The organism is Burkholderia sp. BCC1998 (assembly GCF_905339875.1).
Taxonomy (GTDB): domain Bacteria; phylum Pseudomonadota; class Gammaproteobacteria; order Burkholderiales; family Burkholderiaceae; genus Burkholderia.
This window is the reverse complement of record NZ_CAJPHE010000022.1, coordinates 107,442-130,508: the sequence shown is the minus strand read 5'-3', so window position 1 is coordinate 130,508 and position 23,067 is coordinate 107,442. Positions and strand designations below refer to the sequence as shown.

Annotated in this window: 18 protein-coding genes and 2 riboswitches; of the genes, 12 read left to right on the top strand and 6 right to left on the bottom strand. The window is 68.5% G+C overall.

The features are described from left to right. Window positions 1-14: 14 nt before the first annotated feature. From U5A56_RS29895 to U5A56_RS29870, 6 genes are all read right to left on the bottom strand, one after another. Entirely contained in the window at window positions 15-857 is an 843-nt protein-coding gene (locus U5A56_RS29895) for an ABC transporter permease (RefSeq protein ID WP_124489563.1), read from the bottom strand. Further along, window positions 854-1,789, bottom strand: a complete 936-nt coding sequence (locus U5A56_RS29890) for an ABC transporter permease (RefSeq protein ID WP_321926030.1) — start codon at window positions 1,787-1,789, stop codon at window positions 854-856. The genes U5A56_RS29895 and U5A56_RS29890 overlap by 4 nt, the downstream gene beginning before the upstream one ends. A gap of 4 nt (window positions 1,790-1,793) precedes the next feature. After that, window positions 1,794-2,891 carry an ABC transporter substrate-binding protein gene (locus tag U5A56_RS29885; RefSeq protein ID WP_124523434.1) on the bottom strand — a complete coding sequence of 366 codons (1,098 nt, stop codon included), beginning with the start codon at window positions 2,889-2,891 and terminating at the stop codon, window positions 1,794-1,796. A gap of 148 nt (window positions 2,892-3,039) precedes the next feature. Next, window positions 3,040-4,512: an aldehyde dehydrogenase family protein gene (locus tag U5A56_RS29880; RefSeq protein ID WP_321926028.1), complete on the bottom strand. Its 1,473-nt coding sequence runs from the start codon at window positions 4,510-4,512 to the stop codon at window positions 3,040-3,042. Then, window positions 4,509-6,203 (bottom strand): 5-guanidino-2-oxopentanoate decarboxylase, encoded by a 1,695-nt coding sequence (locus tag U5A56_RS29875; protein WP_321926027.1) that lies wholly within the window; start codon window positions 6,201-6,203, stop codon window positions 4,509-4,511. The genes U5A56_RS29880 and U5A56_RS29875 overlap by 4 nt, the downstream gene beginning before the upstream one ends. 331 nt (window positions 6,204-6,534) lie before the next feature. Further along, complete coding sequence (locus tag U5A56_RS29870; protein WP_124572071.1) at window positions 6,535-7,557, bottom strand: ABC transporter substrate-binding protein; 1,023 nt, start codon at window positions 7,555-7,557, stop codon at window positions 6,535-6,537. 138 nt (window positions 7,558-7,695) lie between these two features. After that, window positions 7,696-7,817: riboswitch (guanidine-I (ykkC/yxkD leader) on the bottom strand. 457 nt (window positions 7,818-8,274) lie between these two features. Beyond that, a riboswitch (guanidine-I (ykkC/yxkD leader) is annotated at window positions 8,275-8,408 on the top strand. 57 nt (window positions 8,409-8,465) lie between these two features. On the opposite strand from U5A56_RS29870, the gene U5A56_RS29865 reads away from it, so the two are divergent. The 12 genes from U5A56_RS29865 (at window position 8,466) to U5A56_RS29810 (ending at window position 23,065) form a co-directional block, all read left to right on the top strand. Continuing rightward, window positions 8,466-9,221 carry an urea amidolyase associated protein UAAP1 gene (locus tag U5A56_RS29865; RefSeq protein ID WP_044848700.1) on the top strand — a complete coding sequence of 252 codons (756 nt, stop codon included), beginning with the start codon at window positions 8,466-8,468 and terminating at the stop codon, window positions 9,219-9,221. Between the two features lie 11 nt (window positions 9,222-9,232). Further along, window positions 9,233-9,889 (top strand): urea amidolyase associated protein UAAP2, encoded by a 657-nt coding sequence (locus tag U5A56_RS29860; protein ID WP_044848699.1) that lies wholly within the window; start codon window positions 9,233-9,235, stop codon window positions 9,887-9,889. Window positions 9,890-9,926: 37 nt separating this feature from the next. Then, entirely contained in the window at window positions 9,927-13,517 is a 3,591-nt protein-coding gene (gene uca, locus U5A56_RS29855; protein ID WP_321926024.1) for an urea carboxylase, read from the top strand. Then, complete coding sequence (atzF, locus tag U5A56_RS29850) at window positions 13,514-15,535, top strand: allophanate hydrolase (protein ID WP_321926022.1); 2,022 nt, start codon at window positions 13,514-13,516, stop codon at window positions 15,533-15,535. The genes uca and atzF overlap by 4 nt, the downstream gene beginning before the upstream one ends. Before the next feature lie 65 nt (window positions 15,536-15,600). Then, a complete protein-coding gene (locus U5A56_RS29845) occupies window positions 15,601-16,575 on the top strand; it encodes an ABC transporter permease (protein WP_124646497.1) in 975 nt (324 codons plus the stop codon). A 45-nt stretch (window positions 16,576-16,620) separates the two neighbouring features. Continuing rightward, on the top strand, window positions 16,621-17,532 hold the full coding sequence (locus tag U5A56_RS29840; RefSeq protein WP_321926021.1) for an ABC transporter ATP-binding protein: 912 nt from the start codon (window positions 16,621-16,623) through the stop codon (window positions 17,530-17,532). A 690-nt stretch (window positions 17,533-18,222) separates the two neighbouring features. After that, window positions 18,223-18,726, top strand: coding sequence for an inclusion body family protein (locus U5A56_RS29835; protein ID WP_124489572.1), 504 nt, complete (start codon window positions 18,223-18,225; stop codon window positions 18,724-18,726). A gap of 64 nt (window positions 18,727-18,790) precedes the next feature. Next, window positions 18,791-19,309 carry an AidA/PixA family protein gene (locus U5A56_RS29830; RefSeq protein ID WP_124489573.1) on the top strand — a complete coding sequence of 173 codons (519 nt, stop codon included), beginning with the start codon at window positions 18,791-18,793 and terminating at the stop codon, window positions 19,307-19,309. Window positions 19,310-19,817: 508 nt separating this feature from the next. Beyond that, the gene (locus U5A56_RS29825; protein WP_044845555.1) at window positions 19,818-20,678 is read left to right on the top strand and encodes a transporter substrate-binding domain-containing protein; all 861 of its coding nucleotides are present in this window, start codon (window positions 19,818-19,820) and stop codon (window positions 20,676-20,678) included. Window positions 20,679-20,763: 85 nt separating this feature from the next. Further along, window positions 20,764-21,486, top strand: coding sequence for an ABC transporter permease (locus tag U5A56_RS29820; RefSeq protein ID WP_044845491.1), 723 nt, complete (start codon window positions 20,764-20,766; stop codon window positions 21,484-21,486). A 12-nt stretch (window positions 21,487-21,498) separates the two neighbouring features. Continuing rightward, entirely contained in the window at window positions 21,499-22,245 is a 747-nt protein-coding gene (locus tag U5A56_RS29815; protein WP_321926017.1) for an ABC transporter permease subunit, read from the top strand. Window positions 22,246-22,273: 28 nt separating this feature from the next. Then, complete coding sequence (locus tag U5A56_RS29810) at window positions 22,274-23,065, top strand: ABC transporter ATP-binding protein (protein ID WP_044845493.1); 792 nt, start codon at window positions 22,274-22,276, stop codon at window positions 23,063-23,065. The last annotated feature ends 2 nt before the right edge of the window (window positions 23,066-23,067 follow it).

Sequence of the window (23,067 nt, the reverse complement as noted above, 5' to 3'; positions counted from 1 at the left end):
GGGCCGTGCGCGCATCAGAGCGCGACGCCCTTGTCGCCGACGAGTTTTTCGAGCATCCAGATCAGCGCGAAGTCGATCGCGACCGTGAACACGGCGAAGCAGAACACGGTCGGGTCGAGCGACGACACGGTGCGGCTGTAGAGCCAGACCGGCAGGGTCATCGTGTCGATGCTGTACAGGAAGAACGTCACCGTGAATTCGTTGAACGACACGATGAACGCGAACAGCATCCCGGCGAGAATCCCGGGCCGCATCAGCGGCAGCACGACGTCGACGAGCGCGCGCCGCGGGCTCGCGCCCATCACGCACGCGGCTTCCTCGAAGTCCGGGCCGATCGACGCTACCGAGGCCGCGCAGTTCTTCACGGTGAACGGCAGCGTCAGGATCACGTGCGCGACCACGAGCCGCACGATGCCGAGCTCGACCGGCAGTGCGTTGAACACGATCAGCAGCGCGAGCCCGAGCATCACGAGCGGATAGACGATCGGCAACGCGACGAGCTGCTCGACGAGCGCCTTGCCGCGGAAGCGGCAGCGCGACAGCGCGTAGGCCGCGGGCACCGACACGGCGGTCGCGATCAGCATCGTCGCGACCGCGACGACGAGGCTGGTCGTCAACGCGGCGCCCATCGACTGCGCGCTGCCCGCATCGGACGACACGAACGTCTGCCAGGCGGCGCGATACCAGTGCAGGCTGAACTCGCGCGGCGGGAATTCGAGCGTGCCCGATGCGCCGAACGACATCGTGATCATCGTCAGGATCGGCAGCGCGGCGAGCAACAGCACGAGCGTCGCGAGCGTGCCCGTCGCGCGACCGAGGCGGCCGGGCAGGGGCGTACGCAAGAGCAGGGTATTCATCGGCTCACCTCGCCGGCACGTTGCAGGGTGCGCACGAGGCGCTGGGACACCGCCATCACGACGAGCGTCGCGGCCATCAGCACGACGCCCGATGCCGACGCGGCCGGCCAGTTGAGCAGCGGCGCGACCTGGTCGTGCACGAGCACCGCGAGCATCGGCACGCGTCGGCCGCCGAGCAGCAGCGGCACCGCGAATGCGCTGGCGTTGTATGCGAACACGAGCAGCGCGCCGGCGACGAGGCCGGGCATCGCGAGCGGCAGCGTCACGTGCCGCAGCGTCTGCCAGCGGCTCGCGCCGAGCGTCGCGGCGGCTTCGTCGTAGGCGCGGGACACCGCGCGCAGCGCGCTCGCCAGCGGCAGCACGGCGAGCGGGAACGCGGTCTGGATCAGCCCGAGCAGCACGCCGTGCTCGCGGTACAGCAGTTGCAGCGGCCGATCGACGACGCCCGAGGCCAGCAGCGCGCGATTGAGCAATCCCGCCGGGCCGAGCATCACGAGCCAGCCATAACCTTGCAGCAGCAGGTTCACGAGCAGCGGCAGCAACACGCCGGCGAGCATCAGCCGGCGCGCGAGCCGCGATTCGGTGCGCGCCATCGCGAGCGCGACCGGGATCGCGAGCAGCACCGCGCACACCATGCTCTGGAACGCGAGGCGCAGTGTGAGCCACAGCGATTTCGTGAAGTACGGGTCCGCGAGATCGGCGTAGTTCTGCAGCGTGAAGGTCCGCCATTCGTCGCCGGATACGCCGACGCTCATGCGCAACACGGTGAGCGTCGCGGCGACGAGCACCGCGAGGAACGCGAGGAACGCGAGGATCGGCGCGAGCAGCAGCCACGGCGGCACGCCGGCCAGCGCGGGCCCGGCGTCCGAGCCGGCGCCGGCCGGTGTGCCGGCGGCCGGCGCCGCGTCGCGGGGGGAGGACAGGGAGGCCATGTCGTTACGCCGCGAAGAGGCCCGTGTAGCGCTTGATCCACGCCGGCTGGACGACGGCGAGCGCCTTGTCGTCGTGCAGCACGGCCTTCTCCGCGATCTGCTGCGGCGACGGCACGAACGCGCGGCTTTCCGCGGGAATCACGGCCTTGCCGTTCACGGGCCCGTTCAGCACGTCGGCCGCCATCCGGCCCTGCACGCCGGCGTCGAGCGAATGGTTGATGAACGCGTGGATCAGGTCGAGGTCGCCCGGATGCGCCTTCGGGATCACCGTGAACATCAGTTGCGTCGCGAAGCCCTCCTTCATTCCGTACGTCACGCCCATCTTGTAGTCGGGCTTGCGGATCTGGTCCGGGAAGAACGCCGGCGAATAGATGCCGCCGATGTCGAGCGAGCCGGTGCGGAACAGGTCGGCGACCTGGTTCGGGTTCTCGCCGAGGGTCATCACGCGATCCTTGAGCTGCGCGAGCTTCCGGAACCCCGGATCGATGTTCTGCTGCGAGCCGCCGGCCAGCTTCGCGGCGATGATCGCGAGGTCGACCGCTTCGGCCCACTCCGGCGGCGGCAGGAACAGCCGCCCCGCATATTTCGGATCCCACAGTGCCTCGTAGCTCGACGGCGCGCTCTTCACGGTCGCCGTGTTGTAGATCAGCCCGTCCGACCACAGCAGGTAGCCGATGCCGAAGCCGTTCGCGCCCGTGCGGTATTGCGGCGCGACGTCCTTCAGGTTCGGCAGCCGGTTCAGGTCGGGCTTCGCGAGCAGGCCGGCGTCGGCGAGGCCGGCCGCGCCGACGCCCGCGAGCGTGATGACGTCGTAGGTCGGCCGCTCGCCCGCGGCCTTGACCTTCGCGACCATCCCCGACGTGCCGTCCGCGCGATCGGCGATCACGCGCGCGCCGGTCTGCTTGCTGAAAGTTTCCGCGATGTTGCGCAGCGCCGCCGCGCCGGTATCGTCGGACCAGGTGAGCAGGCGCAGCGTCTTGCCCGCGAAGCTGCCCGACTGAGCCTTCGCAGTCCTGATGAACGGCATCGGAATGGCGGATGCGGCGAGTGCCGTGCCGAGGGTTTTGATCACCTGCCTTCTGCCCGCCTTGAAGTGTTGCATGGCCGTCTCCTGATGAACGATGCCGTGTGGTTCGATGCCGGTCGCCGAAGGGCGGCGCGGGTGTGGATGAACTGTAGGGAGGTCAAATTTCCGCAACAAACGAAATATCCGCATGCGCGCCATGACATAAACGCATGGGTCGCCAGCCTCAGCGGGCCGCCGTCATGACCTGCTTGATCTCCTGGAAGGCGGCCAGCCCGAACGGGCCGAGCTCGCGCCCGACGCTGCTGCGCTTGTAGCCGCCCCATGAGGTTTGCGGATAGATCAGTTGCGGTGTGTTGATCCACACGACGCCCGCTTCGAGCGCATTGGCGACCCGCCTGCCGCGCTCGGCGTCGCGCGTGACGACGGTTGCGACGAGCCCGTATTCGGTATCGTTGGCGGCCGCGATCGCGTCGTCCTCGGCGTCGAACGCGCGCACGCACAGCACCGGCCCGAAAATTTCGTCGCGCCATAGCGCGCAGCCGGCCGGCACGTCGGCGAACAGCGCGGGCCGGATGAAGTAGCCGGGGCCGGCGAGCGCGTCGCCGCCCGTCACGAGCCGCGCGCCGTCGGCGCGGCCCTGCGCGATGTGGCGCTTCACGCGCTCGTATTGCGCGCGGTTCGTCAGCGGGCCCATCTGCACGCCGGGTGCGAACGGCGGGCCGACGACGGTCGTCTCGATCCGTCGCGCGAGGCGCGCGATCAGGTCGTCGGCGAGCGGGGCGGCCACGAGCACGCGCGAGGTCGCCGAACACATCTGCCCGGCGTTGAACAGGCCGCCGCCCGCGATCAGGTCGACCGCGTGATCGAGGTCGGCGTCGTCGAACACGACGATCGACGATTTGCCGCCGAGTTCGAGACCGACGCCCTTGATCGTGTCCGCGGCCGTCTTCATGACCTGCGCGCCGACCGCCGTGCTGCCGGTAAACGACACCTTCGCGACGAGCGGATGCGCGCACAGCCGGGCACCGACCTCGTGGCCGGTGCCCGTCACGACGTTCAGCACGCCGGGCGGCAGGCCCGCTTCGGCGACGATCGCGGCGAGTTCGAGCTCGGGCAGCGGCGTGATCTCGGACGGCTTCAGCACGACGGTGCAGCCGGCGGCGAGCGCGGGCGCGAGCTTCCATGCGGTCGTGACCATCGGGAAATTCCACGGCACGATCAGCGCCGCGACGCCGGCCGGTTCGCGCCGGATCCACGCGCGATGGTCGCCGCCGGGCAGCGCGATCTCGGTTTCGCCGTCAGTGTCGAGGGCCTCCGCGAGGCCCGCGTAGTAGTCGAAGGTGGCGATCACGTCGGCGACGTCGATCTCGGCTTCGGCGAACGGCTTGCCGTTGTTGAGCGACTGCAGTGTCGCGAGCCGCGTGCGCCGTGCGTCGACGCCACGTGCGATGGCGCGCAGCAGCGCCGCGCGCGTGGCGCCGGTCGTGCGTTTCCAGCCGGGAAACGCGCGCGATGCTGCTTGCACGGCACGCTCGACGTCTGCCTCGCCGCCTGCGCTGACGTCGGCGATGATCATTTCCGTCGACGGGTCGACGACGGGCAGCGTCGCGCCGCCGACGCTCGTGCGCCACGTGCCGTCGATGAAGTGGCGCGTATGCAGCGGCGGATCGAACGCGAGATCCGGTGTCGTGCTCATCGCCCCACCTGTTCGAACCAGGTTGCCTCGTCGATTTCGATCACGGTCGGCATCGGGCGTGCCGTCGCATCGCGCAGCGCGTCGACCAGCGCGTCGGGCGTCGCGGCCGCCTGCGCCGCGCAGCCGAAGCCGCGTGCGAGCGTCTGGAAATCGGGCGTATACGGATCGACGCCGACCGGCGTGATGTCGCGCTCGACCATGTATTTGCGGATCTCGCCGTAACCGCGGTTGTTCCAGACGATCACGATCACCGGCACGCGAGCCTCGACCGCGCTCGCGAGCTCCGGCAGCGTGAACTGCAGGCCGCCGTCGCCGATCAGGCACACCACGGGCCGCGCAGGCGCGGCGAGCTTTGCGCCGATCGCGGCGGGCAGCCCGTAGCCGAGCGTGCCGTAGCCGGTCGACGAGTTGAACCAGCTGCGCGGTGCCGGCGCATCGTGCGTGAAATTGCCGACGTAGACGGGGCTCGTCGAATCGCCGGCGATGATCGCGCCGGGCAGTGCGGTGACGATGGTCTCGATCAGCCGTGCCTGGGCACGCGCGTCGTCGTCGTGGCCGGCCGCGATCGCGGCGCGCACGGCGGCCACCCGCGGCGCACCCCAGCCGGGCTCGGGTGCCGGTGCCGGCCGTTCGTGCACGCGGGTCGACAGCGCGCCGAGCGCCAGCCGCGCATCGCCGGCGATGGCGATTTCGGCGCGCGCATTGCGCATCAGCTGTTGTGCGTCGATGTCGATGCGGATCAGCCGGCCGTCGATCGCGAAGCCGCCGTCGAACGTGACGTCGTAATCGGTTTCGCCGAGTTCGGTGCCGACCGCGAGCACCACGTCGGCCTCGCGGATCGCCGCGCGCGTGGCCGGCAGCGACTGGGTGGAACCGATCAGCAACGGGTGGCCGGCCGGCAGCAGGCCCTTCGCGTTGATCGTCAGCGCGACCGGCGCGTGCAGGCGTTCGGCGAGTTCGCGCAGTTCCGTCGCGGCGTGGATCGCGCCGCCGCCGGCCAGGATCAGCGGCCGCCGGGCCTGCGCGAGCAGGTCGGCGGCTGCCGCGAGCGCGCTCGCATCCGGCGCGGGGCGCGCGGGCAGCGCGAGCGGCGCGGCGGGCAGCGCGGGCGCCGGCATCACGATCACGTCGAGCGGGATCTCGATATGCACGGGCCGCGGCCGCGCGCTTTCGAACACCGCGAAGGCGCGCGCGAGGACCTGCGGCAGGTCGGCCGCGTCGAGCAGCGTGTGCGAGAACGCGGTGAGCCCCGCGAACACGTCGCGCTGCGACGGCAGCTCGTGCAGGCGGCCGTCGCCGCTGCCGAGTTCGCGCCGCGCGTTGACGCTCGAGATCACCAGCATCGGAATCGAGTCCGCGTAGGCCTGTGCCATCGCGGTCGCGATATTGGTCATCCCCGGCCCGGTGATGATGAAGCAGACGCCCGGCCGGCCCGTGACGCGGGCATAGCCGTCGGCCATGAATCCGGCCCCCTGTTCGTGGCGCGGTGTCACATGACGGATCGACGATGCGGCGAGGCCGCGATAGAGCTCGACGGTATGCACGCCGGGAATGCCGAACACGCATTCGACACCCTGGCGTTCGAGAAGATCGACGAGCGCTTCGCCGCAGGTGCGGGGGCGCGCATGGAACGGAGCGGCCGTGGCCGCGCAGGCCTCGGCAATGCAGGAGACAGGGGCGGGATGGTTCATGGATCGTGACGTGCCGATTGGGAGGGGGAGTGGCCCGTACCGCAAGCAACGGGCATGAAGCGGATTGTCGGGGTCGATCGGCGCTGCCAACAATCGATTAGTTTTCATGCAGCGCATGAGCGCCGTGCATGGCGGCGTCGAGGCTCGCCGACGGCCGGACGCTTGCCGCGGCGAGCGGTCGGCATGCGCGGGAACCGTTCGGCCCGCGCACGATTCCCGCGTCCTGCTGCTTCGATCTCCATCGGGCACGAGCGTGCCCGGGTGTTCGTGGTGAGCGGGCCGGACCCGCCACCGGCATGCCCGGCCCGGCCTGCAAGCGAACCCGCGACGGTCAGTGCGGCGCGGTGAAGCGCGGATCGATATACGCGTCGACGTCCTGCGACTGTTTGTACACGGCGTTACGCACGTTGAACGCATTCGCGTTGCGCGTCGAGCCATAGATCGAATCGAGCCCGTCGCCCTTGCGGAACGCACGCTTCGCGGCAGCCTCGTCGAGCAGGTGCGTGCCCTTCAGCAGCGGAAGGTATTGTTCCGGCGCGAGCCCGACACGCGCGGACATGATCCTGACCGCGTCGGCCTGCGTCTTCGGGTCGTTGATGTACGCGACGCAGCGGTACCAGACCTTGACCACCTTCGCCCAGTCGGCCCGGCGCGCGGCGAGGCTCGCCGGCGCGACCGTGATCGCATCGTAGATCAGCCCCGGCGCATCCGCCGACGTGAAGATCGCCCGTGCGCCCGGTGCGCGCTTCAGCGCCTCGCCCGCGTTCGGCTGCCAGGCGGCCACCGCGGCGATGTCGGACGACGAGCCGAGCACCTGCGGCAGTTCGTTGGTTTTCGCATTCACGAGCGTGACGTCGCCGTCCTTGAGCCCGTGCTTCTGCAGCGCGGTTTCGAGCAGCAGGTGATCGACCAGGCCGAGCTCGACGCCGACCTTCTTGCCCTTCAGGCCTTCGACGGTGCGCAGCGGCGGCTTCGCGACGATCATGTCGTTGCCGGCCGAATAGTCGGTCAGCAGGATCATCACGTTCTTCGCGCCGGCCGCGCCGGTGACGAGCGCATCGCCGTTGGTCGCCGCGACCGCGTCGAGCTTGCCCGCGGAAAACGCGTCGAGCGACGCCGAATAATCGAACCACTCGAAGTCGACGTCGACGCCGGCTTCCTTGAACCAGCCCTTGTCGAGCGCGACCTGGAACGCGACCCAGCCGGGCCAGTCGCTGTAGCCGATCTTCAGCGGCGCGGCCGCGTGCACGGCGGGCGCCGTCAACAGCGCGGCGGCCGTGACGGCGGCCCCCAATGCATGACGGACGAAACGGAGGGACGGCAGGCGGCGGAACGCCGGGGCGGGACGGGTCATCGTTGTTCTCCAGGAGACCGGGATCGGGATCGTCGATTCGGACCGCGCCTGTGCGCGGTCCGGCCGCGTGGCCGGTTCCTGAGGATGCGGAACGAACGAAGCGGCCACGGAGAGGCGCGACGGCCGTTGCCATCGCCAATCTCCCGGGCTTTTGTCCCGCCGTGTAGCGCGGGTGCGTCCGGTCTCGCGATCGGACGCACCCGCGCCGGGCTGCTCTCGGACCAGACGTTCGATGAACCGGAACCCTAGCACCCCTAAGATGCGACGCTGCCGCACCTCTCGGCGTCATGCCGAGCGAGAAGCGTGCCAATGGCACGCGGTCACGCGATTCAACGGCGCCGCACGGCGCGCTGAAGTTCGATGAAGCGGGCGGAGAACAGCGCGCTCAATGCGCGCCGGAGCAGGTCGAGCTTGTTCATGACGCGTGAGATATCGAGTGACGATGCATCCGTTCAGCAATGCCCATGCCATTGCCGAACGCGCGGCGCAGGTGCGCGCGATCCGCACTGCGCCGGTGCGCGATCGCATGCGCATGGTGCGCCGCACGCCCGCTGCGAGGGCAAGCCGTCGTCGCCGCCGATTCGTGCATGCCGCGGGTCGTCGCGCCGTCGTGCCGCGTCGTGCGGTCGTTGCGCGGTCGTCGTGTGGTCGTTGCACGGCGGCTGGCACGCAACTCGCTAGATTGACGCTCGAGAGGTGCGAAGCAATTTGCATCATCTTCAGGATCGCTAGGGTTCCGGTCGTGCGGCGTTCGCGCCGCGCGATGACTGGTCCGAGAGCAATCCGGTCTTGCCTTCGCCTCGATTCGAGGAAACGGCGAGGCTCCACGGAGGGATAAAAGCCCGGGAGGTCGCGATGTCGTTCGGTCGCCCTCTCACGCCTTTTGTCCAACCCTCCACGGAGCCGCCATGTCGCCGAGCCCCCAAGCCCTCCTTGCCCCGCCGCCGCACGTCGTGTGGGAAACGCTGATTCCCGCGGGAACCCACTGGTCCGGCATCCTGCGCCGCGGCCTCGCGCTGCGCGTCGTCGACGTCGACGGCGGCGCGAACCTGTCCGCCGTGTTTCATCGCCAGGAAGACCCGCTCGAACGCTACAACATGGCCGATACGCTGAAGGCGCAGCACACCGCGCATCTCACGCGCGGCCATGCGCTGTACACGGACATGGGGCGCGTGATCGCGTCGATCACGGCCGACACGCTCGGCTGGCACGACCCGCTCGGCGGCGTCGGCGATGCGCGCTTGTTCGCGCACAAGTACGGCACGAGCTCGTACCAGGCCGATCGCAACGCGATGATCCGCAACGGCCGCGACAGCCTCGTGCTCGAGCTCGCGAAACACGGATTGTCGGCGCGCGATCTCGCCGCGAACGTCAACTTCTTCAGCCGGCTCGACACGCGCGACGACGGCACGCTCGATTTCGTCGCCGGACATTCGCCGGCCGGCAGCGCACTCGACCTGCGCTTCGAGATGAACACGCTCGCGGCGTTCTCGACCGCGCCGCATCCGCTCGATCCGCGTCCGGACTATGCGCCGAAGCCCGTGAAGCTGATCGCGTACCGCGCGTATCCGGCGGACGGCGCCGCGCCCGAGGACGATCCGTGCCGGCGCGCGTGCGCCGAGAACATGCGCGGCTTCACCAACACCGACCGCCTGTTCGCGTAAGGAGCCGGACCATGCCGATCATCGAAAGCCGTCTCGACCCGCGCGACGCGATCCACGACACCACGCTGAACGCGGGCGAACCGTGGCTGCACGACCTGAAACGCGGCCAGGTCTTCCGCATCCTCGACCTGGAAGGCAACCAGGCGGTCGACACGCTGTTCTATCGCACCGACGACACCGAGGAGCGCTACAGCGCGCAGGACACGATTCGCGCGCAGCGCAACCTGTACCTGAGCGCGGGCAGCGTGCTGCTGTCCAGCCGGGGCAACCCGATGGTGACGATCGTCGCCGACACGTGCGGGCGCCACGACACGCTCGGCGGCGCGTGCGCGGCCGAGAGCAACACCGTGCGCTATGCGCTCGACAAGCGCTACATGCACAACTGCCGCGACAGCTTCCTCAACGCGATCGCGCACTGCACGTGCGGCGCGGGTGCGCGGCTCGGCAAGCGCGACCTCGTCGGCAACGTCAACTTCTTCATGAACGTGCCCGTCACGCCGCTCGGCGGGCTCACGTTCGAGGACGGCATTTCCGCGCCCGGCAAGTACGTCGAGATGCGCGCGGAGATGGACGTCACGGTGCTGATCTCGAACTGCCCGCAGCTCAACAACCCGTGCAACGGCTACAACCCGACGCCCGTGCGCCTCACGATCTGGGAGGCCGAATGAACCACGCCCACGCTCGCCATCGTTCGCGGGAGGCCGCATGAGATTCGCCAAAGTCCTCGTCGCGAACCGCGGCGAAATCGCATGCCGCGTGATCCGCACGCTGAAGCGGCTCGGCATCGCGTCGGTCGCGATCTATTCGGACGCCGATCGCGACGCGCGTCACGTGGCGCTCGCCGACGAAGCTGTGCGGGTCGGGCCGGCGCCTGCGGCCGACAGCTACCTGAACGTCGCGGCGATCCTCGCCGCCGCGCGCGAGACCGGCGCGCAGGCCGTGCATCCCGGCTACGGCTTCCTGTCCGAGCATGCGGGCTTCGCCGATGCATGCGAAGCGGCGGGCCTGCGCTTCATCGGCCCGCTCGGCGATCACATGCGCGCGTTCGGCCTCAAGCACACCGCGCGCGCGCTCGCCGCCGCACAGGGCGTCGCGCTGTTGCCGGGCACGGGCCTGCTCGACGACGTGGCGACGGCGCTCGCCGAAGCCGGCGCGATCGGCTATCCGGTGATGCTGAAAAGCACCGCGGGCGGCGGCGGGATCGGCATGTCGCTCTGCCGCGATGCCGCGCAGCTCGAGGCAGCGTTCGAATCCGTCGTGCGGCTCGGCAACGCGAACTTCGCGCATGCGGGCGTCTATCTCGAGAAGTTCGTCGAACACGCGCGGCACATCGAAGTGCAGATCTTCGGTGACGGCCGGGGCGGCGCGATCGCGCTCGGCGAACGCGATTGCTCGGTGCAGCGCCGCAACCAGAAGGTGATCGAGGAAACGCCCGCGCCGGACCTGACCGATGCCGAGCGCGACGCGCTGCACGCGAGCGCGGTGCGGCTCGCCCGCGCGGTCGGCTACGCATCGGCCGGCACCGTCGAATTCGTGTTCGACGCGAACGCGCGCCAGTTCTATTTCCTCGAGGTGAATACGCGCCTGCAGGTCGAGCATTGCGTGACCGAAGCGGTGACGGGCGTCGATCTCGTGGAATGGATGATCCTGCAGGCCGAAGGCGACCTGCCGCCGCTCGACACGCTCGCCGTCGCGCCGCGCGGCGCGAGCATCCAGGTGCGGCTGTATGCGGAGGATCCGCACAAGCAGTTCCTGCCGAGCGCCGGCCTGCTCACGCACGTCGCGTTTCCGGACGACGTGCGCGTCGACGGCTGGATCGAGGCGGGCACCGAGATCAGCGCGCATTACGACCCGCTGCTCGCGAAACTGATCGTGCGCGGCGATACGCGGCGCGACGCGCTGGCCGCATTGCAGGCCGCGCTCGCGCGTACCGAGCTGTACGGGATCGAGACGAACCTCGACTACCTGCGCGCGATCGCCGGCTCGGACACGTTCGCGCGCGGCGCGCCGACGACAGCATTCCTGTCGCGCTTCGCGTTCGCGCCGCACACGATCGACGTGCTCGACGGCGGCGTGCAGACCACCGTGCAGCAGGCCCCCGGGCGGGTCGGCTACTGGAGCGTCGGCGTGCCGCCGTCCGGGCCGATGGACGATCGCGCGTTCGACCTCGCGAACGCGCTGCTCGGCAACGCGCGCGACGCGGCCGGGCTGGAATTCACGATGGTCGGCGCGACGCTGCGCTTCAACACGGCGACGCTGTTCGTGCTCGGCGGCGCGCCGCTCGCGGCCACGCTCGACGGTGAGCCCGCGTCGTTCTGGCAGGTGCTGCGCGCGCGGCCCGGCGCGGTGCTCAAGCTCGGCGGCGTGACCGGCGCGGGCGTGCGCGCGTGCCTGGCCGTGAAGGGCGGGCTGCAGGTGCCCGACTATCTCGGCAGCAAGGCGACCTTCACGCTCGGCCAGTTCGGCGGTCACGCGGGGCGCGCGCTGCGCAAGGGCGACGTGCTGCATCTGCACGCGGACGCGGGGCGCGGCGACGCGGGCGCGACGCTGGCCGCGACCGAGGTTCCCGCGCTGACGCACGCATGGACGCTCGGCGTGCTCGACGGTCCGCACGGCGCGCCGGACTTCTTCACGCCCGACGACATCGCGATGCTCTACGGCACGCAGTGGACGGTCCACTACAACTCCAGCCGCACCGGCGTGCGGCTGATCGGCCCGAAGCCGCAATGGGCGCGGGTGGACGGCGGCGAGGCGGGCCTGCATCCGTCGAACATCCACGACAACGCGTATGCGATCGGTGCGGTCGATTTCACCGGCGACATGCCGGTGATCCTGGGCCCCGACGGCCCGAGCCTGGGCGGCTTCGTGTGCCCGGTGACGGTCGTGCGCGACGAGTTGTGGAAGCTCGGGCAGTTGCGCCCGGGCGACACCGTGCAGTTCGTGCGCGCCCGCGTGTCGCCCGGGCCTGCCGCCGCCGCGGTCGTGCCTGCGGCTTGCGCCGGCGCGCCGGACGATTGCGTGCTGCATCGCGATCCGGCGGCCGGCGGCGGCATCGGCGTGGTGTACCGGCGCTCCGGCGATCGCAACGTGCTGGTCGAATACGGGCCGCTCGTGCTCGACCTGAACCTGCGCTTTCGCGTGCATGCGCTGATGTGCTGGCTCGACGCGCACCGACTGCCCGGCATGCTCGACCTGACGCCGGGGATTCGTTCGCTGCAGGTGCAGTTCGACGCGCGGACGCTGCCGCTCGCCACGCTGCTCGCGCATCTGCAGGCAGCCGAGCGCGAACTGCCCGACGTGGCCGACATGCGCGTGCCGAACCGCATCGTGCATCTGCCGCTGTCGTGGGACGACCCGTCGACGCGCATCGCGATCGAGCGCTACATGCAGTCGGTGCGGCCCGATGCGCCGTGGTGCCCGAGCAATATCGAGTTCATCCGGCGCATCAACGGGCTGGCGAGCATCGACGACGTCAAGCGCATCGTGTTCGACGCGCGCTATCTGGTGATGGGGCTCGGCGACGTCTATCTCGGCGCGCCGGTCGCGACGCCGATCGATCCGCGGCACCGGCTGGTGACCACGAAGTACAACCCCGCGCGCACCTGGACGCCGGAGAACGCGGTCGGCATCGGCGGCGCGTATCTGTGCGTGTACGGGATGGAAGGGCCCGGCGGCTACCAGTTCGTCGGCCGGACCGTGCAGATGTGGAACCGCCACCGCACCACGCGCGAATTCGAGGCCGGCAAGCCGTGGCTGCTGCGCTTCTTCGACGAGATCCGCTTCTACGAAGTCAGCGAAGCCGAGCTGACCGCACTGCGCGCGGATTTCATCGCGGGCCGCGCGGCGCTGAGGATCGAGGAATCCGTGTTCGATCTGGGCGCATACAACCGCTTCCTGCGCGACGAGGCCGATTCGATCGCGACGTTCAAGGCCGCGCAGCAAACCGCGTTCGAAGCCGAGCGCGAGCGATGGCGCGCGGCCGGGCAGGCTGAATACGTCGGCGAAGCGGAGCCGGGCGACGGGCAGGCGGCGCGCGCGGCGGGCGTGCTCGACGACACGCAGCGGGCGATTGCCGCGGACGTGTCGGGCAGCGTGTGGAAGGTGCTGGTCGAAGCCGGCGAGCGCGTGTCCGAAGGACAGGTCGTCGCGATCGTCGAGTCGATGAAGATGGAGGTGGCTGTGACGGCAACGGAAGACGGCACGATCGAGACGATCGATTGCGCGCCGGGCGCGGCGGTGGTGGCCGGCCAGCGGTTGATGGTGATGAAGGCGGGCGCTGCCGAGGAGGTCGCATGAACACGACGGAACGCTCCCTCCTGCCCGGGCTGCGCTCGATTGCCGCGCTGCGCGCGCGCTATGAAGCGGGCGACCTGACGCCGCATGCGCTCGTCGACGCGATCGCCGCGCATTTGGACGCGGGCGACCCGCATCACGCGTGGATCCGGCCGCTGTCTCGCGCGGAGATGACGCGGTATGCCGACGCGCTCGCCGGGCGCGACATCGCGACGCTGCCGCTGTACGGCGTGCCGTTCGCGATCAAGGACAACATCGACCTCGCGGGCATCCCGACGACGGCGGCCTGTCCGGCTTATGCGTACACGCCCGCACGCAGCGCGCCCGTCGTCGAGCGGCTGATCGCGGCCGGCGCGATTCCCGTCGGCAAGACCAATCTCGACCAGTTCGCGACCGGGCTCTCGGGGCAGCGCTCGCCTTACGGCGCGTGCCGCAATGCGCTCGATCCGCGCTATGCGTCGGGCGGGTCGAGTTCCGGGTCGGCGGTGGCGGTCGCACTCGGCGTCGCGACCTTCTCGCTCGGCACCGACACGGCCGGCTCCGGGCGCGTGCCGGCCGCGTTCCACGGCCTCGTCGGGCTCAAGCCGACCCGCGGCGTGGTGAGTACGCTCGGTGTCGTGCCGGCCTGCCGCTCGCTCGATTGCGTGTCGGTGTTCGCGCACTCGCCGGCCGATGCGCGGACCGTGTTCGACGTCGCGCATGGCGTGACCGAAGGCGATCCGTACGGGCGCGCGTGGCAGCCGCTGCCGGGCGCTAGCGGACTGCGCGCGCATCCGGGGCGGCCGCTCGCGCAGTTGCGCTTCGGCGTGCCGCGTGCCGATCAGCTCGAGTTCTTCGGCGACGAATCGTATCGCGCGGCGTGGGGCGTGGCGCTCGAACGCCTGTGCGCGACCGGCGCGCGGGTCGTCGAGATCGACTTCGGCCCGTTCCTGGCCGCCGCGCGGCTGCTGTACGAAGGCCCGTGGGTGGCCGAGCGGCTCGCCGCGATCGGCGCATTCGCCGCGCGGGAACCCGATGCGCTGCATCCGGTGATCCGCGAGATCGTCGGCGGTGCGTCGCGTTTCAGCGCGGCCGATGCGTTCGCGGCATTCGACCGGCTCGCGACGCTGCGCGTCGAGGCCGATCGCGCGTGGGGCGGGCTCGATGCAATCGTGATGCCGACCTCGGCGACGACCGCGACCGTCGACGCGCTCGAAGCCGACCCGATCGGCGTCAACTCGCGCTTCGGCTACTACACGAATTTCGTCAACCTGCTCGACCTGTCGGCGATCGCGGTGCCGGCCGGCACGTGCGAAAGCGGACGGCATGCGGGCTTGCCGTTCGGGATCACGTTCGTCGGCCGCGCGCACGACGATGCGCGGCTGCTGGATCTCGCGCAGGCGTGGGTCGGCGGCGCCGTCGCGGGCGGCGATGCGGGCGTCGGCGATGCGGTTGTCGGCGATGCCGGGGCGCCAGCGCCGGCGGCGCCTGCGTCCGGCGCATCGTCCGGTGTGTCGTTTGGCGCATCGTCTGGCGCGTCGTCCGGTGTGTCGTCCGATGTGTCGTCCGGCGTGTCGTCCGGTGTGTCGTCCAACGCGTCGTTCAACGTGTCGTTCAACGCGTCGTCCGGTGTCGTGCGCGTGGCCGTCGTCGGTGCGCATCTGCGTGGCGAGCCGCTGAACGGGCAGCTGACGGATCGGGGCGCGCGTTTCGTCGCCGCGACGACGACGGCCGCCGCCTATCGCCTCTACGCGCTGTCCGCGGCGGCCAGCGGCGGCCTCGCCAAGCCGGGCCTCGTGCGCGTGCCGGACGGTGGCGCGCCGATCGCGGTCGAGATCTGGGAGATGCCGGTCGACGCGTACGGCAGCTTCGTCGCCGGGATTGCGGCGCCGCTCGGCATCGGCACGCTGACGCTCGCGGACGGCTCGTGGGTGCAGGGTTTCCTGTGCGAAAGCGCGGCGCTCGACGATGCGCAGGACATCACGCGCTTCGGCGGCTGGCGGGCCTACCGCGCCCAGGCCGCCAACGGCGCATTGCAATGAACGCCCGGTCGCGCGTGGCCCTTGGGCGGCGCGCGACCGGCACCCGCAACGATACGGAGATTCCCATGTCAATGACCCGCAACACGACCGGCTGGCTGGCCGTGCGCCGCGAACTGACGACGCGCGGCAAATGGACGCTCGGCCTCGCGTCGTTCCTGCTGCCGTGCGCCGTCTGGTGCCTGATCAGCTATGTGCCGTTCGTCTGGCATCCGCAGATGCGCATCACGAATCCCGGGAGCGTCGACTATTTCCAGGCCGGCATGCAGATCGATCGCGACGTGTTCGACGACGAGCTCGCGCATGCGCGTGCGACGCACGCGGCCGTGCCCGAAGGCGTGCGCGCGAACCCGGTCTACCTGCCCGCGCCGCATCAGGTGCTGCGCGCGTTCTACACGGCGTTCACGACACCGCCCGCATCGCGCGACGGCGTGTGGCTGCACGAGAGCCTGTGGCACAGCATCCGGATCATCTTCTGGGGCTTCGTGATCTCGTCCGCGATCGGCGTGCCGCTCGGCATCGTCTGCGGCACCTTCAGTGCGCTCGCGCGGCTGCAGGAGCCGTTCCTCGAGTTCTTCCGCTACCTGCCGGCGCCGGCGTTCGGCGCGCTGATGGTCGCGATTCTCGGCATCTACGACGCGCCGAAGATCGCGATCATCGTGATCGGCACGCTGTTCCAGCAGGTGCTGATCGTCGCGAACACGACGCGCAAGCTCGAATACGGGTTGTTCGAGGCCGCGATGACGCTCGGCACGAAGAAGCTGAAGCTGCTCACGCACGTCGTGATTCCGGGCGTGCTGCCGGACCTGTATCGCGACCAGCGGATCCTGCTCGGCTGGGCGTGGACCTACCTGATCGTCGCCGAACTCGTCGGCACGAGTTCGGGCATCACGTGGTACATCAGCCAGCAGGCCCGCTACCAGCATTTCGACAACGTATACGCGGCGATCCTGATGATCGGGATCATCGGCCTCGGCACCGACATCGTGCTCGGGCTGCTCGGCCGCAAGCTGTTTCCGTGGGATCGCACGCTGAAGGCGTGACACCCGTCGACGCGCATCCATCGACCGATTTTCGCAGAGGGCATCATGCAGAATCCGCAAGCCGTTCCCGATTACCTGATTCAATCCGACGCGGTGCGCGAGCGCTTCGCGCGGCTGAAAACCCGCGACGTGATTCTCGACGTGCGCCATGTCGGCAAGCGTTTCGCGACGCCGCAGGGCGAGTGCGTCGCGCTCGACGACATCAGCTTCCGTACGCACCGGCGCGAGTTCGTGTGCGTGATCGGCCCGTCCGGCTGCGGCAAGTCGACGTTGATCCGCATCCTGGCCGGGCTCGACGCGCAGACGAGCGGCGAGGTGCTGCTGGACGGCAAGCCCGTGCAGGGGCCGGGCGCCGACCGCGGGATGGTGTTCCAGGGCTATACGCTGTTTCCGTGGCTCACCGTGAAGAAGAACGTGATGTTCGGCCTGCGCATGAACGGCAGCAGCAGCGGCGAGGCCGAGCGCGAGGCGCTGCAGTGGCTCGATCTCGTCGGGCTGACGCGTTTCGCCGACGTGTATCCGCACCAGTTGTCGGGCGGGATGAAGCAGCGCGTGGCGATTGCCCGCGCGCTCGCGAACCGACCGCGGATCCTGCTGATGGACGAGCCGTTCGGCGCGCTCGACGCGCAGACGCGTGCGCGGATGCAGACCCACCTGCTCGACATCTGGCGCAATATCGACGTGACGATCCTGTTCATCACGCACGACCTCGACGAGGCGATCTTCCTGGCGGACCGGATTCTGGTGCTGAAGGCGAACCCGGGCGGCGTGCAGGAGCTGATCGAGGTGCCGGTGCCGCGGCCGCGCGATTATGCACAGGTCAATACGCCCGAGTTCATTGCAACGAAGGCGCGGCTCGAAGCGCTGATCCATCCGAAGGAAGCGGTGGCCGCGGACGACGAAGGCGTCAGGCCGCACATGATCCGGATGACGGACGTCGCGGACAATGTCGAGTAGCGGGGGAGCCGGGCGCGCGTGCGCGCCCGGGATCTCGTACCGGGCGTGATCCGTGCGACTGCATGACGGGATCCCGACCACGCACGAGTGCGAACATTTGTCGTCAGTCGTTTTGCTACGGATTTTCTCTTGATCTCTCGCGGCGGAATGCGAGATGAAATAATGCCGTTACACGTGTGGTTCGGCAATGGCGAAGTTGGGCGCGATTCGCGCAAGTCTTTTTGTTTCTGTTTTTGCGTGAAATGCGAGATTCAATTCACATATATGCGCATCAAGGTCGCGCGTTCGTCCCGGAAAATGGCGGCGTTAATAAAAATATTATTGAAGCGCTGAAATACTCCTTGTTGGGTCTGCGCCCCGCCTGACGCGTGCTTGCTGCATTTGAACCGCGCTCCCGCGTATCCGGCGAAGGCTTCGCCCCGGATGCGCCGATTTTGCAGTATTGAAAATCATGTGAAATATCGGTTCAATCCGGAATATTGTTTTCGCAAATTGACGTCCTTATAAAAAATAATCGAGAACTGTCAGTATTTACAGGTTCATTGGATTAACCGCTCGATGTAAATTCGAGTCGCGGGACAAATTGATGTTTTCAAGGTTTCGTGCGAATCGATCACCCGATCGGTGATCGAAGGTCGCATGGAACGGTGTCCACGCACCGGCAACCCATCTACCTGAACGGGAGCTTCTATGTCACGCGTTACCGATGTGCTCGTCTCGATCGATACCGAAACCATTCTCCAGAAATATCCGAATCCCAGCCGGGATCCGAAAAACCCGACGCTGATCGACTGGAAGCACGTCTACATGGTCACGAACCAGGACAACGTCGTGTCCGGGCAGGCGGGCGGCGAACTCGACCTGAAAGCCCAGGTGGGCGACCTGATCCGATGGCGTGAAACGAGCCTGTCGCTGGGCTTCGAGAAGCAGGTCGTGTTCTACGGCTTCATCGCCAACCAGGGCCGCGACCTGATTTCGACGCCGACGCCGCGCAAGGCCACCGCATCGATCCCGATTCCGAACCCGAGCTCGCCGTCGACGCCGACCTGCCAGAAGGTGGACAACTACTACTGGTCGTCGGAAACGCTGTCGGAAGGCCGCGTCACCTACCACTTCTACTTCCAGATCATCGACCGCAATTGCCAGTCGCTGGGTTGCTATCAGTGGGACCCGTTCATCTCGATCCACAACTGATCTCGGCAGGCGGGCGACCGTGCGACGGTCGCCCGCGTCATTGTCCCGTTCCGGAGGAAGCGCCATGCCTGGTCTTCGTTGCGACGTGCTTGCGATCGTCGATGCCGTCACGCTGCTGTCGGCCTGTCCCGATGCGAGCCGGAACGCGGATGCGCCGACCGTGATCGACGGCCGGCACATCTACGTGGTGAGCCCCGGCGACACCGGGCCGCTCGGCCGCAACGACAGCCGGCTCTTTGCCGGCCTGTCGCCGGGCGACCAGCTCCGCCTGCGCGAAACGGCGCTGGCGCTGCGTGCCGAAGTGAGCGTGCTGTTCATCCGGTTCGCCTTGCGGGACGCCGGCATCGTCGCGCCGATCGAAGCGCAGGTGCGCGACGCCGCGACGCCGGTGCCGTCCGACGACGACCTGCTCCATCCGCAGTGCCGGCCGATGCCGGACCATTACTGGCGCAGCGACGTGCTGGCTGCGGGCGCCACCACGTGCACGGCCGATTTCGCCGTGCTCGACCGTGGCGGTGCGGTGTCCGGCTACTTTCGCTGGGAGACGTCGATCGAGATCGCCGGCGGCCGCGCGGATTCGTAGCAGCGCGATTGCAAGCCGTCGCCGGACCGCGACGGCAACGTCAACCTTGCGTCCGATACCGGCTTCGGGCGATTTTCTGCGCGAATGCCGATTTCAGGCAGGACGCCGAACCGTTTGACTCACGGGCCGCTCGCGTTTCATCGGCAGCCGGCCCGCCCGAATCAGTTTCGTTCCCGTTCGAGCCAGCGTCGTTGCGAGGCGTGACCACCCGAGCGCGCCGCGCCCGTCGCGGGCCGGTTCCCCGCATTACCGCCCGCTGATCCAATCCGGAATTTGTCTAGTCATCCTTGCGATTGGATCGTACGAGATGCACCAAACGCGTGCCTGAATTCCCCACGACGAGGCACGTCAGAGCCCCGAAATTAGGGGATTTCCCGCGTTTACCCGGTTTTTTTTGATCGCTGCTTGTCGCGCTGTTTTTCTTCTTGCATGCTTGTATAGACAAATTCCTGAGGCGGCTTGCTGCAGCACCGAAGGGATGACGAACCTCAACGCAAGGAGAAATCTCGTGAACGGCAAGCGGATCAAGTGGGCAATCAGGACGATCGGTGTCATCGCGGCCGCGGCGGCAACGCTCGCGGCGCCGGCGCAGGCGAAGGAATGGAAGACGGTGACGGTCGCGCTCGAAGGCGGCTACGCACCGTGGAACCTCACGCTGCCGGGTGGCAAGCTGGGCGGTTTCGAACCGGAGCTGCTCGCCAACGTGTGCGAGCGGATCAAGGTGCAGTGCAACATGGTCGCGCAGGACTGGGACGGGATGATTCCCGGCCTGCAGGCCGGCAAGTTCGATATCCTGATGGATGCGATTTCCATCACGCCGGAGCGCGAAAAGATCCTGCTGTTCTCGCGTCCGTATGCGGCGACGCCCGCGACGTTCGCCGTCACCGACACCAAGATCCTGCCGAAGGCCGCGCCCGGCGCGCCGATGGTCAAGCTGACGGGTGACGCGAACGCGGACAAGCCCACCGTCGATGCGCTGCGCAAGCAGCTGAAGGGCAAGACGATCGGCATCCAGTCGGGCACCGTCTATACGAAATTCATCAACGACAGCTTCAAGGACATCGCGTCGATTCGCGTGTACAAGACCTCGCCCGAACGCGACCTCGACCTCGTCGCCGGGCGCATCGATGCGTCGTTCGACGACGTCACGTACTACGCGGCGAACAACACGAAGAAGGACACCGCGTCGATCGTGCTCGCGGGGCCGAAGCTCGGCGGGCCGATCTGGGGGCCGGGCGAAGGGCTCGCGTTCCGCAAGCAGGATGCCGACCTGAAGACGAAGTTCGATACGGCGATCGGCGCGGCACTCGCGGACGGCACGGTGAAGAAGCTGGCCGACAAGTGGTTCAAGACCGACGTCACGCCGTAAGCACGCCGCCGCCGCGCGAGCGACTCGAACGACGCGCGGCGGCAGGCATCCTGCCGATTCACTCAACGCTTGCCGGGAGGCACGCATGGCGATTCTCGAAATGCTCGGCTTCGGAACCGAAGGCTGGGGCGGTGTGCTGCTGCTCGCCGCACTGATGACGGTCGCGCTGACGCTCGCCGCGCTCGCGGTCGGCGCGGTGATCGGCGCGGCGATCGCGGCGGCGAAGCTGTCGCGCTACCGCAGCGCCCGCCTGCTCGGCGACCTGTACACGACGGTATTTCGCGGCGTGCCCGAACTGCTCGTCATCTATCTGTTCTACTTCGGCGGCTCGACGCTCGTCACGGCCGTCGGCCAGTGGTTCGGCGCGGAAGGCTTCATCGGCGTGCCGCCGTTCGTGATCGGCGCGCTCGCGGTCGGCATGATCTCGGGCGCCTACCAGGCGGAGGTGTATCGCGCGGCGGTGCTCGCGGTGTCGAAGGGCGAGCTCGAAGCGGCGCGCGCGATCGGCATGCCGCGCAGCATGGTGCTGCGGCGCATCCTGGTTCCGCAGGTGCTGCGCTTCGCGCTGCCCGGAATCGGCAACGTGTGGCAGCTGAGCCTCAAGGACTCGGCACTGATCTCGGTCACCGGGCTCGCCGAGCTGTTGCGCACGAGCCAGATCGCCGCCAACTCGACCCACCAGTACTTCGTGTTCTTCGTCGCGGGCGGTGCGTTGTATCTGCTGATGACGGGCGTGTCGAACCGCGTGTTCAACCGCGCGGAAGCGATCGTCGGCCGGTCGTTCCGCCGCAATTTCGCGCGCAACTGACGGAGAACGTGCATGTCCCTCGATTTCGCTTTTCTCTTCGATACGCTGCGCCAGCTGCTCGCGGCCGTACCGACCACGCTCGGCCTGTTCTTCGCCTCGCTCGTGCTCGGCGGCCTGCTGTCGCTCGTGATCGTCACGATGCGCCTGTCGCCGCGCTGGCTGCCGAACCGCTTCGCGCGTGCTTACATCCTCGTGTTTCGCGGCTCGCCGCTGCTGATCCAGATGTTCCTCGTGTATTACGGGCTCGGCCAGTTCGGCGTGATCCGCGAAAGCTTCATGTGGCCGCTGCTGCGCGAGCCATACGTCTGCGCGGTGCTGTCGCTCGCGCTGTGCACGGCGGGCTACACGGCCGAGATCCTGCGCGGCGGGCTGATGGCCGTGCCGGTCGGGCAGATCGAGGCCGGTTATTCGATCGGCCTGTCGGGCTTCGCGCTGCTGCGGCGCGTGATCGGCCCGATCGCGTTGCGCCAGTGCTTGCCCGCGTATTCGACCGAAGCGGTACTGCTCGTCAAGTCGACCGCGCTGGCGAGCCTCGTCACGGTATGGGAAGTGACGGGCGTCGCGCAGCAGATCATCCAGCAGACCTATCGGACGACCGAGGTGTTCGTCTGCGCCGCCGTGATCTATCTGGGCCTGAACTTCATCGTCGTGCGCCTGCTCGGCGCGCTCGAATGGCGGCTTTCCGGGCACCTGCGTGCGCCGAAGCCCACCGGTGCGCCCGCCGCGGCGACGCGCAATCCTCAACGCGTCGCGCCCTGAGCGTCCCCGTCCTTTCCAGGAGAATCCGATGAACACCGCTGCTCCCGTTGCGCTGTCGGTCAAGAACATCCACAAGTCGTTCGGCGACCATCATGTGCTGAAGGGCATTTCGCTCGACGCGCATGAGGGCGACGTCATCTCGATCCTCGGCGCGAGCGGCTCGGGCAAGAGCACGTTCCTGCGCTGCCTGAACCTGCTCGAGACACCCGACGACGGCTCCGTCGCGCTCGCCGGGGAAACACTCGCGATGAAGCGCGCGCGCGACGGCAAGCTGCATCCGAGCGACCGGCGCCAGGTCGACCGGATCCGCTCCCAGCTCGGCATGGTCTTTCAGAACTTCAACCTGTGGTCCCACATGACGGTGCTCGACAACCTCGTCGAGGGGCCGCTGCGCGTGCAAAAGCGCAGCCGCGCCGAAGCGGTCGAGGAGGCCGAGGCGCTGCTGGCGCGCGTCGGTCTCGCCGACAAGCGCGGCTACTATCCGGCGCACCTGTCGGGCGGCCAGCAGCAGCGCGTCGCGATCGCCCGCGCGCTCGCGATGCATCCGAAAGTGATGCTGTTCGACGAACCGACGTCCGCGCTCGATCCGGAGCTGGTCGGCGAAGTGCTGCGCGTGATGCGCTCGCTGGCGGAAGAGGGGCGCACGATGCTGGTCGTCACGCATGAAATGGGCTTCGCGCGGCACGTGTCGAATCGCGTGCTGTTCCTGCATCAGGGCGAAGTCGACTCGGACGGCACGCCCGACGACCTGTTCGGCGGCCAGTGCTCCGAGCGCTTCCGGCAATTCGTGTCGAGCCACCACGACCGCACCACCAACTGAGG

Bases quoted from the DNA above. Each gene is read 5' to 3' on its own strand.
- U5A56_RS29895 (WP_124489563.1), bottom strand. From the start codon at position 857: ATGAATACCCTGCTCTTGCGTACGCCCCTGCCCGGCCGCCTCGGTCGC.
- U5A56_RS29890 (WP_321926030.1), bottom strand. From the start codon at position 1,789: ATGGCCTCCCTGTCCTCCCCCCGCGACGCGGCGCCGGCCGCCGGCACA.
- U5A56_RS29885 (WP_124523434.1), bottom strand. From the start codon at position 2,891: ATGCAACACTTCAAGGCGGGCAGAAGGCAGGTGATCAAAACCCTCGGC.
- U5A56_RS29880 (WP_321926028.1), bottom strand. From the start codon at position 4,512: ATGAGCACGACACCGGATCTCGCGTTCGATCCGCCGCTGCATACGCGC.
- U5A56_RS29875 (WP_321926027.1), bottom strand. From the start codon at position 6,203: ATGAACCATCCCGCCCCTGTCTCCTGCATTGCCGAGGCCTGCGCGGCC.
- U5A56_RS29870 (WP_124572071.1), bottom strand. From the start codon at position 7,557: ATGACCCGTCCCGCCCCGGCGTTCCGCCGCCTGCCGTCCCTCCGTTTC.
- U5A56_RS29865 (WP_044848700.1), top strand. From the start codon at position 8,466: ATGTCGCCGAGCCCCCAAGCCCTCCTTGCCCCGCCGCCGCACGTCGTG.
- U5A56_RS29860 (WP_044848699.1), top strand. From the start codon at position 9,233: ATGCCGATCATCGAAAGCCGTCTCGACCCGCGCGACGCGATCCACGAC.
- uca (WP_321926024.1), top strand. From the start codon at position 9,927: ATGAGATTCGCCAAAGTCCTCGTCGCGAACCGCGGCGAAATCGCATGC.
- atzF (WP_321926022.1), top strand. From the start codon at position 13,514: ATGAACACGACGGAACGCTCCCTCCTGCCCGGGCTGCGCTCGATTGCC.
- U5A56_RS29845 (WP_124646497.1), top strand. From the start codon at position 15,601: ATGTCAATGACCCGCAACACGACCGGCTGGCTGGCCGTGCGCCGCGAA.
- U5A56_RS29840 (WP_321926021.1), top strand. From the start codon at position 16,621: ATGCAGAATCCGCAAGCCGTTCCCGATTACCTGATTCAATCCGACGCG.
- U5A56_RS29835 (WP_124489572.1), top strand. From the start codon at position 18,223: ATGTCACGCGTTACCGATGTGCTCGTCTCGATCGATACCGAAACCATT.
- U5A56_RS29830 (WP_124489573.1), top strand. From the start codon at position 18,791: ATGCCTGGTCTTCGTTGCGACGTGCTTGCGATCGTCGATGCCGTCACG.
- U5A56_RS29820 (WP_044845491.1), top strand. From the start codon at position 20,764: ATGGCGATTCTCGAAATGCTCGGCTTCGGAACCGAAGGCTGGGGCGGT.
- U5A56_RS29815 (WP_321926017.1), top strand. From the start codon at position 21,499: ATGTCCCTCGATTTCGCTTTTCTCTTCGATACGCTGCGCCAGCTGCTC.
- U5A56_RS29810 (WP_044845493.1), top strand. From the start codon at position 22,274: ATGAACACCGCTGCTCCCGTTGCGCTGTCGGTCAAGAACATCCACAAG.